The sequence below is a fragment of the Streptomyces sp. NPDC102258 genome, from assembly GCF_055584685.1.
Genome location: NZ_JBVJLO010000002.1, coordinates 320,573 through 330,830 on the forward strand (window position 1 = coordinate 320,573; position 10,258 = coordinate 330,830).

Annotated in this window: 12 protein-coding genes; 10 read left to right on the forward strand and 2 right to left on the reverse strand. The window is 72.0% G+C overall.

The features are described 5' to 3' along the window. The first annotated feature begins 61 nt into the window (after positions 1–61). The 3 genes from ACZ6ZT_RS04620 (at position 62) to ACZ6ZT_RS04630 (ending at position 3,196) form a co-directional block, all read left to right on the forward strand. A complete protein-coding gene (locus ACZ6ZT_RS04620) occupies positions 62–964 on the forward strand; it encodes an SIS domain-containing protein (RefSeq protein ID WP_469715487.1) in 903 nt (300 codons plus the stop codon). Beyond that, positions 961–1,797: a class II fructose-bisphosphate aldolase gene (locus tag ACZ6ZT_RS04625; RefSeq protein WP_469715488.1), complete on the forward strand. Its 837-nt coding sequence runs from the start codon at positions 961–963 to the stop codon at positions 1,795–1,797. Before ACZ6ZT_RS04620 ends, ACZ6ZT_RS04625 begins: the two co-directional genes overlap by 4 nt. A 208-nt stretch (positions 1,798–2,005) precedes the next feature. Then, positions 2,006–3,196 carry an acyl-CoA dehydrogenase family protein gene (locus ACZ6ZT_RS04630; RefSeq protein ID WP_469715491.1) on the forward strand — a complete coding sequence of 397 codons (1,191 nt, stop codon included), beginning with the start codon at positions 2,006–2,008 and terminating at the stop codon, positions 3,194–3,196. 69 nt (positions 3,197–3,265) lie between these two features. On the opposite strand, the gene ACZ6ZT_RS04635 is transcribed toward ACZ6ZT_RS04630, so the two are convergent. Beyond that, the gene (locus ACZ6ZT_RS04635) at positions 3,266–3,472 is read right to left on the reverse strand and encodes a hypothetical protein (RefSeq protein ID WP_469715493.1); all 207 of its coding nucleotides are present in this window, start codon (positions 3,470–3,472) and stop codon (positions 3,266–3,268) included. A gap of 382 nt (positions 3,473–3,854) precedes the next feature. Between ACZ6ZT_RS04635 and ACZ6ZT_RS04640 the strand changes: the two genes are divergently transcribed. Continuing rightward, positions 3,855–4,130, forward strand: coding sequence for a hypothetical protein (locus ACZ6ZT_RS04640; RefSeq protein ID WP_469715495.1), 276 nt, complete (start codon positions 3,855–3,857; stop codon positions 4,128–4,130). 182 nt (positions 4,131–4,312) lie between these two features. Next, positions 4,313–4,519 carry a hypothetical protein gene (locus ACZ6ZT_RS04645; protein WP_469715497.1) on the forward strand — a complete coding sequence of 69 codons (207 nt, stop codon included), beginning with the start codon at positions 4,313–4,315 and terminating at the stop codon, positions 4,517–4,519. Between the two features lie 351 nt (positions 4,520–4,870). Here the strand turns inward: ACZ6ZT_RS04645 and ACZ6ZT_RS04650 are convergent, their stop codons facing one another. Beyond that, complete coding sequence (locus tag ACZ6ZT_RS04650; protein WP_469715498.1) at positions 4,871–5,020, reverse strand: hypothetical protein; 150 nt, start codon at positions 5,018–5,020, stop codon at positions 4,871–4,873. A 103-nt stretch (positions 5,021–5,123) separates the two neighbouring features. Here ACZ6ZT_RS04650 and ACZ6ZT_RS04655 point away from each other — a divergent pair, with 103 nt between their 5' ends. The 5 genes from ACZ6ZT_RS04655 to ACZ6ZT_RS04675 all read left to right on the forward strand — a co-directional run bounded on the left by ACZ6ZT_RS04655 (position 5,124) and on the right by ACZ6ZT_RS04675 (position 10,242). Beyond that, positions 5,124–6,596: a sialidase family protein gene (locus ACZ6ZT_RS04655; protein ID WP_469715500.1), complete on the forward strand. Its 1,473-nt coding sequence runs from the start codon at positions 5,124–5,126 to the stop codon at positions 6,594–6,596. Positions 6,597–6,883: 287 nt separating this feature from the next. Next, positions 6,884–7,630 carry a TetR-like C-terminal domain-containing protein gene (locus ACZ6ZT_RS04660; RefSeq protein ID WP_469715501.1) on the forward strand — a complete coding sequence of 249 codons (747 nt, stop codon included), beginning with the start codon at positions 6,884–6,886 and terminating at the stop codon, positions 7,628–7,630. Positions 7,631–7,671: 41 nt separating this feature from the next. Beyond that, positions 7,672–8,832: an MAB_1171c family putative transporter gene (locus ACZ6ZT_RS04665; protein WP_469715503.1), complete on the forward strand. Its 1,161-nt coding sequence runs from the start codon at positions 7,672–7,674 to the stop codon at positions 8,830–8,832. Positions 8,833–9,235: 403 nt separating this feature from the next. Further along, positions 9,236–9,676: a helix-turn-helix domain-containing protein gene (locus ACZ6ZT_RS04670; RefSeq protein WP_469715505.1), complete on the forward strand. Its 441-nt coding sequence runs from the start codon at positions 9,236–9,238 to the stop codon at positions 9,674–9,676. Further along, positions 9,673–10,242, forward strand: coding sequence for a toxin (locus ACZ6ZT_RS04675; RefSeq protein WP_469715507.1), 570 nt, complete (start codon positions 9,673–9,675; stop codon positions 10,240–10,242). Before ACZ6ZT_RS04670 ends, ACZ6ZT_RS04675 begins: the two co-directional genes overlap by 4 nt. Positions 10,243–10,258: the final 16 nt, after the last annotated feature.

Here is a 10,258-nt window from a genome sequence, read left to right on the forward strand (position 1 = left end):
AGTTGCGTGAAACGGCCCGCTACCTTGCAGGAACACGCACCCCAACGCGCAGGGAGCCCGTATGAGTCACGTCGCGCACGAATTGGCCACGCAACCCGACAGCTGGGAACGCGCCGCCGAACTGGCCCCGGTCCACCGGGCGGTGCTGCCGAAGCCGGGGGAGCGTACCGCGATCGTCGGGTGCGGCACCTCGTACTTCATGGCCCAGGCCGCCGCCGCCCTGCGCGAGGAGGCCGGGCAGGGCGAGACCGACGCCTTCCCCGCCTCGGAGTTCCCCCGCCACCGCCGTTACGACCGGGTCGTGGCCCTCACCCGCTCCGGGACCACCACCGAGGTGCTCGACCTGCTGGCCGGTCTGCGGGAGGCCGGGGTCGCCACCACCGCCGTCGTCGGCGACCCCGACACCCCGGTGATGACCCTGGCCAACGAGCTCGTCGTCCTGGACTTCGCCGACGAACGCTCCGTCGTCCAGACCCGGTTCGCCACCACCGCCCTCACCCTGCTGCGCGCCCACGTCGGCGCGCACACCCCGGCCGTCGTCGCCGACGGCCGCACCGCCCTCGCCGAGCCGCTGCCCGCTGGGCTGGAGAGCCGGGGCCAGTTCACCTTCCTGGGGCGGGGCTGGAGTGTGGGCCTGGCTCACGAGGCCGCCCTCAAGATGCGCGAGGCCTCCCTCTCCTGGGCCGAGTCCTACCCCGCCATGGAGTACCGGCACGGCCCGGTCAGCGTCACCGGTCCCGGCTCGGTGACCTGGTCGCTGGGCGGCACCCCCGAGGGCATCGCCGCACAGGTCACCGGCACCGGCGCGCACTGGGTCGACGGCACCCTCGACCCGCTCGCCGAACTGGTCCGCGTCCACCGGCTGGCCGTCGCCGTCGCCGCCCACCGGGAACTGGACCCGGACGCGCCCCGCAACCTCACCCGCTCGGTGATCCTCACCACCGGCGAGGGGGCGGTCCGATGAGCCTCGCCCGCGCCGGGGAACTCGTCGCGGCGGCGGCCTCCGCCGGCCGCGCCGTCGCCGCCTTCAACATCATCACCCTGGAGCACGCCGAAGCCGTGATCGAGGGCGCCGAGCGGACCGGACTGCCCGTCATCCTCCAGCTCAGCGAGAACGCCGTGAAGTTCCGCGGCGGGGCCCTGCTGCCCATCTCCCGGGCCGCCGCCGCCTGCGCCGAAGCCGCCGGGGTGCCCGTCGGACTGCACCTCGACCACGTCAAGAGCGCCGACCTGCTGCGGCGGGCCGTGGACGCCGGCTTCGGGTCCGTGATGTACGACGCCGCGCACCTGCCCTACGCCGAGAACCTGGAGGCCACCCGCTCCGCCGCCGACTGGGCGCACGCCCACGGCCTCTGGATCGAGGCCGAGCTCGGCGAGGTCGGCGGCAAGGACGGCGCCGCCCCACCGGATCCGCACGCCCCGGGCGCCCGCACCGACCCGGACGAGGCGCGCCGGTTCGTCACCGACTCCGGGGTCGACGCCCTCGCGGTGGCCATCGGCAGCAGCCACGCCATGACCAGCCGCACCGCCTCCCTCGACCACGCCTTGCTGGCCCGGCTCGCCAAGGCGGTGGACGTCCCGCTGGTCCTGCACGGCTCCTCGGGGCTGCCGGACGAGGAGCTCGCGGCGGCCGTCGCCGGGGGCATCCGCAAGGTCAACATCGGCACCGCGCTCAACGTGGCCATGACCGGCGCCATCCGTACGCACCTCACCGAGGCCGACCCCCGCCCCTACCTGACCGCCGCCCGCGCGGCGATGGCGGCGACGGCCGCCGTCATGATCAGCGCCCTGAACTGACGTCCCGCGCGGCACCGGGATCCTCCAGAGCGGCGGCGTCACGACGGAGGACGTGATCCGTCCGGTGGTCGGCATCGACAAGGAGATCACCCGCGCCCGACCCGGCCGAGGCCGCACCGGCGCGGCCCTTCCCGATTCTTGCAACAGGTTCTAATCTGACCGCCGCCACCCCAGCGACCGGCTGGACCGCGAGACTCCCGGAGGGGCCGTGCACCTCGAATACACGCCTGAGCAGCAGCGGCTGCGCACCGAACTGCGTGCCTACTTCACCGAGCTCGTACCGCAGGACGTCTACGCCCGCTACCAGGACCCGGCCGCGCAGAAGCGTTTCTACCGGGAGACCATCCGCCGCCTCGGCGCCGACGGCTGGCTCGGGGTCGGCTGGCCCGAGGAGTACGGCGGGCGCGGCATGACGCCCATGGACCAGTTCATCTTCTTCGACGAGGCCGCCCAGGCCGTCGTACCGCTGCCGCTGATGGCGCTGAACACGGTCGGGCCCACCCTCATGCAGTTCGGCACCGACGAGCAGAAGGCGTACTTCCTGCCCCGGATCCTCGCCGGGGAGATCGACTTCGCCATCGGCTACAGCGAGCCCGACGCCGGCACCGACCTCGCCGCCCTCAAGTGCAAGGCCGTCCGCGAGGGCGACGAGGACAGCGGCACCTACGTGGTCAACGGCCAGAAGATCTGGACCACCAATGGCGACACCGCCGACTGGGTCTGGCTCGCCGTCCGCACCGACCCGGACGCCCCCGCCCACAAGGGCATCACCATGCTGCTGGTGCCGACCACCGACCCCGGCTACTCCTGCACCCTGATCAACACCCTCGCCTCGCACGACACCACCGCCAGCTACTACGAGGACATCCGCGTCCCGGCGAGCCGCCGCGTGGGCCGGGAGAACCAGGGCTGGCGCCTGATCACCAACCAGCTCAACCACGAACGCGTCACCCTCGCGGCCCACGGCACCATGGCCATCCGCGCCCTGCACGACGTCCAGCGCTGGGCCGCCGAGACGAAGCTCGCCGACGGCCGCCGCGTCATCGACCTGTCGTGGGTGCGCGGCCGCCTCGCCCGCACCCATGCCCGTCTCGACGCGATGAAACTGCTCAACTGGCAGATGGTCAACGCCGTCGAGTCCGGCACCCTCACCCCGCAGGACGCCTCCGCCGTCAAGGTCTACGGCTCCGAGGCGCGCCGGGACGCGTACGCCTGGCTCATGGAGGTGGTCGGCGCGGCCGGCTCCCTCAAGGATGGCTCGGCGGGCGCGGTCCTGCACGGCGAACTGGAGCGCGGCTACCGCAGTGCGGTGATCTTCACCTTCGGCGGCGGCAACAACGAGATCCAGCGCGAGATCATCTCCTGGATCGGCCTCGGCATGCCCCGCGTCCGCCGCTGACACCGGGTGACGAGGCTCTTCGGAGGCGGGAGCGCCCCGCGGCGCGTGGCCGCGGGGCGCCTTGTGGAGTCAGTCGATCTTCTCCCCGTTGTGCGTGCCGCCCATGCAGAGGTTGGCCGTCAGATCGGGCGTTCCCCCGCCCTGCTTGCACTCGGAAGGGGTGACGTAGGTTGACGCACCCTGTGCGGCGGCGGTGGCGGTGGCGGCGCCGGTGAGGCCGAGTCCGGCGAGGGCTGCCGTGGCGATGACAGCGGCGAGGATTCGTCGAATGCGCATGTGGATTCCCTTTCACTCACGGATTGCCTCGGTTGGGACACCTTTCAGCTTCTCACCCAAGTGAGTGACGCGTCATGTCGGGCCACGACAGTGCTGTCCGTGGTGCGTCGCAGACGGGCGAGCCCTTGGCCGGGCCGGGCGCCTCCCCGGGTGCCCAGGACGGGCGGGGGAGAGGATGCGACGCTGGAGGGAGGGGCCGGCGAGCGGGGCCGGGTGCGGCTCATCCGGTCCGCGTCCCTCTCCCTCCGCCTGGCGATCATGTCCTGGTGCGGCTCAACGGATCCGGGGGTACCACTCACCGGGCGTCGCCGGGCGGCCCCACGCGTGGATCCGGCCCGCCGGGGCCGAACCGCGCGACCAACCCGGAAGGCAGGTGCGTCCCATGCGCACGTCGACCCGTATCGCCGGTGCCCTCACCGGCCTGACCCTCACCCTGGGCGGTGCGGTCCTCGCTGCTCCGGCCGTCCGGGCGGACATCCCCGCCTGCACACGGATGGCCACACAGGCCGGTGCCACCGACTCCGAGTCCGTCGCAGCGGCCTGCGGCCGTGGCGTGGGCGGGGACCTGCAGAGTTGTGTGACCGGGCTGACCGGGGCCGGAGTGGCGGGCGGCGCCGCGACCGGTGCCTGCCGCGCGGCGGCCCACGAGCCGCGTTAGCGGATCGCGCGCGGCAGCCGCTCGCGGACACCGGTCGTGCCGATACGGCGGTCGCGGTCGGTGAGGTCATGCCTTGCCTCGCGGGCCCCATGCCGAGCGCTCATGCTGAGGAGGAGGGCGCCGTCTTCCCGGGACTGTCCTTCCCGACGGCCGGACGAAGGTGCCTGAGAGGAGGAGAAGTCATGCGCACACGAAGAATCCTGGGCCTCGCCCTGGCCGCGGCAACCCTTGCCGGCATGAGCGCCGTCGGCGCTGTCAGCGCCGGGGCCGCCTCGTCTCCGAACATCACCCGCGACGAGTGCACGGCCGCCGGCGGGCAGGTCATCTCCCGCCCCTACGCCGGCGAGTCCTGCGCGCTGCCCGACGGGACCACGCAGGCGATCACTTGACCGTCGGCGCACGGCTGGGCAACCAGCCCGGCCGGAATCCGGCGCGGTGCGCAGGGGGTGACGGCTCGCGGTCCACGATCGGGTGGATCACCCGCTCCGCTCTCGACACCGCGGCACTCGCCAGGGTGGACGCGGACCGTCTCGAAGCCACGGCCGCCACCGCTTCGAGACGGTCCGCGCGCTCCTGAGCACCGCGCTCGCCGCCGTCCTGAACGACCTCGGCCCTGTCGTCGAACCGTGACCGCCGGGGTCGTTCGCGTGTCCCGCTCCCGACGGTGATGAAGTCTTCTCTCCGGCGCGGGTGATGAACGCGCCGACCGGCGCGCGCGGCCCGCGCCCCGCTCCCGGGACCTACGAGACGGCGCGCCGCAACAGCACGACCAAGGAGCCGACCGGCACGGTGCCCCGCCGGTCGGCTCCGCCGTGCTCCTCGACCACCCCGGGGATGACTCCGTCGTTCGGCCCATCAAGGGCACCGGCCACCACGCCGAAAAGAACCAAGCGGAGTCGCCCCACCCTCGCGTTCCGATACGCCTCCGTGCCCCAGGCCGCCCCGATGACGGCGGTCCCGTGCCCTGGCCGACAGGCCCGGAGGAGATCCCGCATGCGCGTCTTCCTGTCCCTGACCGCCGTCACCACCGCCGCGCTCCTGCTCGTCACGGTCACGGGCGTGACTCCCGCCGCAGCGGACCGGAACCCCGATGGCACACCGCTGGTGAAGGTGTCCCAGGGCGACCCGTACGCGCATTGCACCATCGGGGCGAGGTCCCCCGACAGCGTCGTCTACCCGGCCACCGAGGTCGAGCCGTACCTGTCCGTCGATCCGCGCGACCCCGAGCGCGTGGTCACCGTGTTCCAGCAGGACCGCTGGAACGACGGCGGCGCCCGTGGCCTGGTGGCCGGCTGGACCACCGACGGCCACACCTTCCACCGGAGCACGCTGCCGTTCAGCCTGTGCGCCCCGGGCGGAGCGGACTTCGAACGGGCCACCGACCCCTGGGTGAGCACCGGACCGGACGGCACCGTGTACGCCGGAGGGGAAGGCGTCGACTTCGTCAAGAGCACGCGCACCGGCCTCCTGGCCGCCACGTCCCGCGACGGCGGCCGCACCTGGCACGACCTCACCACCACGCACGTCGACGAGCAGCCGTTCTTCAACGACAAGCCCTCGCTCACCGCCGACCCGATCCGCAAGGGCACCGCCTACCAGGTCTGGGACCGCCTCGACAACGACCCGCCCGGCCCGAGCTTCCTCGACGGCCCGGGCTACATCTCCCTCACCCGCGACGGCGGCCGCACGTGGAGCGAGGCCCGGCCGTTCGTCGACACCTCCGCCGTGCCCAACACCCAGACCATCGGCCATCTGATCGTCGTCGACCGGCACACCGGCACCCTCTACGACTTCTTCGACCGGATCACCCTCTCCGAGGACCTGAGCACCGTCGTCGAAGCCCACTACGCGATGGTCACCTCCACCGACGCCGGAGAGACCTGGAGCACCCCGGTCACCGTGGCCCGGGACACCTCCGTGCCGGAGACCGACCCGAACGACCCGGCCAAGCCGCTGCGCGCCGCGTCCACCCTGCCCAGCCCGGCCGTCGACCCGAAGACGGGCACGCTCTACATGGCGTACGAGGGCTCGGACTTCTCCGGCGGCAGGTTCAACTCCGTGCAGTTGGTGCGCTCCACCGACAGCGGCCGTACCTGGGGCGCCCCGGAGCTGATCAGCCCGGAAGGCGTGCCGGCCTTCTCCCCGTCGGTCGCGGTCGACGAGCGGGGGACGCTCGCGCTGATGTACTACGACCTGCGCTTCCTCAAGCCGGGCGACACCACCACCCTGCCCACCGCCTACCAACTGGCCGTCCTGCCGCACGGGGACCCGAACCGCCGGACCGAGCGACGCGTCTCGCGGATCTTCGACTGGCTACAGGCACCGTTCTCCGGGGGCTACTTCCTCGGCGACTACCAAGGCCTGGTGGCGGACGAGACGGGAGTTCGGGCGGTGCTCACCGAGACCCACTCCGGCGCACCACAGAACCGTACGGACGTGTACACCGGCAGTCTCCGCACCCGCTGACGGACGTTTCGGCCCCGGCAGGCGGCACGGGTCCTGGTGTTCGGCCGCCGCGCTCGGCTCCCTGCCGTCCGGAGGGAGCGCCGGCCAACGTGCCGCTTGGTCTGTCCGGTTACCGGTGCCATCCGGCATCGGTGCGGGCCACAGACGTCGCCCGGCGCCGACTGCCGATCCCGGTCACAGCCGGGCCGCGGGGAACAGCGCGGGGCGTGTGAGGGAAGGGGGCGGGTTCCGGACGGGCTTGGGGGGAACGGACCAGGGGTGCGGTAGCTGACGGGTACGGTTTGGCCATGGATGTTTCCCCAACGGGCGCGACCACGGCGGCCGTCCTCGCCGCCGCGCGCCACCTGCTCGCCAAACGGGGCGCCGACGGGCTGTCCCCGGCGGCCGTGGCCGCCGAGGGCGGACTCGCCGTCGCCGACGTGGAAGCCGTATTCCCGCACCGGGACGACCTGTTGACCGTCCTCGTCATCGACGCCTACGAGGCCTCGGCCGCGGCGATGGAGCGCGCCGACGCGCAGGCCCGGGCGGCCGGAGCCACGGCCGGCGCGCGGCTCCTCGCGGTGACGCGGGCGCTGCGCGCGTGGTCCTTCGCCCACACCGCCGAGTTCACGCTGATCTACGGCTCACCCGTACCCGGCTACCACGCCCCGCAGGACACCGTCCCGCCCGCCTCGCGGACCCCCGCCGTCCTGGCCGGCATCGTACGGTCCGCCCTGGAGGCCGGTGAACTCACCCCGCCGCGCCGGGCGGTGCCCGGCCCGCCGCTGCTCCGGCCGGAGGCCGTGGAACTCTTCGGCGGCGTGCCCGAGGCCCCGTACACGGACCTCGTCGAGCGCGGCATCGTGCTGTGGAGCAGCCTCATCGGGCTCCTGGTCTTCCAGGTCTTCAGCCGCACCCACGACAGCGTCCGCGACGAGTCCGCCTACTTCGACTTCGCCATCGCCGTGGCGGCCGAAGGCATCGGCCTCGACGTCCCGCTCCCGTCCCACCCGACCACCGACACCGACACCCACACCGACACCGACACCGACTAGATCTGTCTGCCGCGCAGGCGGCACCGGCGGGGAACCAGGCCGTGAACACCACCAGAACCCTCTGCTTCGTCATCGCGGCGCTCTCGTCGTACGCCGCCCTCTTCTACCGGCTCGGCCAGGTCCGGCGCAGCTGGCGCGACAGCGCCTACCGCACGCTCGTGATCACTCTGCTGCTCCAGTGCCTCACCTTCACCATGGGCGCCGTCGCCATGAGCGGCGACACCTTCCTGGGCGTCGGCAACCTCGCCATCCTGGTGATGCACGTGTCGGCGGTCGCCTTCTGCGTGAGCGCCCAGATCATCCTGCTCCACTGGGCAACCGCCACCGAGGAGACGGTGCGTCACGCCCGGTACTGGCTGATCACCGGGGTCGCCGTCTGCGCCCTGCTGATCGCCCTGTTCCTGGTCGCCGACGGACCGGACCGGCCCGCCACGGACTTCAACACGGGCAGCGGCCAGCCGCTGGTCCTCCTCTACCTCCTGGTCTTCATCGTGTCCCAGGCGGTCCCGTGCGTCACCATCTTCCGCCAGTGCGGCCCCTACGCCCGGATGACGGACAAGGCCTCGCTGCGCCAGGCCCTGCGCATGCTGTCCGTCGCGGCGGTGATCCTGTTCCTGTACTGCTCGTGCCGGACGGTGAACATCCTGACCGCCGCCGCCGGGATCGACATCGGCGTCTGGACGGTGGCCGCCTCCGTGTTCAGCGCGGCGGGCATCGTCACCCTCTCGCTCAGCCTCACCCTCTCCGCCTGGGAGGGCCCGGCCGCCAGGCTCACCGACTGGGCGCGCAGGTACCGCTCCTACCGCGCGCTCTACCCGCTCTGGCGGGACCTGTACGAGTCCTCCCCGGACATCGTCCTGGAGCCGCCGGGTTCCGCTTCGGTCTCCGACCTGAACTACCGGCTGCACCGGCGGGTCATCGAGATACGCGACGGGTGGCGGGACCTGCGTCCCTACATCGACCGCACCGCACCCCAGGGCGGTGGCCCGGCGGATCCCGGGGCGAGCGAGGAGTACCGGCAGGCGTTCGCCGAGGCGGCGCAGATCAGGCAGGCCCTGGACGCCAAGCGGGCCGGCACGATCCCCGACCACAACAAGGACGCCGGGGACTTCGACGACCGGGACCCGGACAACTTCACGGCGGAGGTCGCCTGGCTGACCAAGGTCGCGTCCGTCTACCGCAAGCTGGGAAAGGCGAGTTGATCCGCGTCGGCCCCCGCTGACCCGGTCGACCGTCAGCCCCCCGCCGACCCCGCCGCCCGTACATCCGTGAAGAGAGATCCCGCTCGGCCTGCCCCCGTCAAGCCGGGCGGGATTCCTTCAGCGCACCCCCCGTGCACTTCCCCCTGCACTTCCCCCCCTGCACCCGCCCGTACTTCCCCCGTGGGCGGGTGCGTCACCCGGCCCGGCCCTCATCCCCCGAGGACCGGTCCGGACCGATATGACCGGCAGTCAACTGGGCTACCCCCGTAAGCGAAGTTAACTGGCAGCTATCGGCGAGGTCCACGGTGGCGGAATCTCAGCAGATTGTCAACTGACGGCTAATCTGCAAAACTGGGGAATAGCTGAGGGCAATGCCGAGGAGGTGGAGGAAGGGAGATTCGCAGTGTCCGAGCCTGACGACCGGCCCGTGCTGGCAGTGCGTCTGGACAACCTTTTCAAGACGGTTCGTCCCAAGGGCAAGCACTGGACCAACGCCGAGGTCGCGGAGGAACTGAAGCGGGTCAACCCCGAACTCAAGGCGGGTGGCGTCTACCTGTCGCAGTTGCGGACGGGCAAGCGCTCCAACCCCTCACCGGACCTGCTGGCCGCCCTGGCGCGCTTCTTCGGCGTCTCGGTCGCCTACTTCTTCGACGACAAGGTCGCCGAGTCCGTGCTGAGCGAGGTCGCCGCCATCGAGGCACTGCGCCAGGCCGGGGTCCGCTCCGTGGCCATGCGCGCGGCCGGGATGAAGAAGGAGAACCTCCAGGCCATCACCGCGATCATGGACCAGTACCGGCAGCTCCAGGGCCTCCCGCCGGTCACCGATCCCACCGAATCCGAGTGAGGTTCGCCGGGAAGGGCCGGTCGGCCGACCACGACCGGCGCCACCAGCTGAAGAAGCTCCGCAAGGACGGCGTACGGCGGCTCGCCGCGCTCGACCTCCCGGAAGGCGCCGACGTCGCCGAACTCTGCCGCTACCTCGGCGAGATCCGCGAACGGCCCATCACGCTGGTCCCGATGCAGATGCCCGCCTCGCAGCCCTGCGGCATGTGGGTGGCGGCGCGCGACGAGGACCTGATCTTCTACGACGCCAACACCACCAGCGCGCATCAGGAGCACATCATCTTGCACGAGCTGGGCCACATCATCTGCTGCCACCGGGGGGCGGGTTGGCTGGACGAGGCGAGCGCCCGCTTCCTCTTCCCCAACCTCGACCCCGACCTCGTACGCGACATGCTCCTGCGCGCGACCTACGACGACGTACAGGAACAGGAGGCGGAGGTCATCGCCTACCTCCTGTCCCAGCGGCTCGGCGGCGCCGGCGAAGAGCCCGGAACGGACGACGTGGACGCCGGTGGCACGCCCGGCGAGACCGACACCCTCAACCGCATCGAACGCACCCTGTTCTGACGTGGGTTCCCCGTCC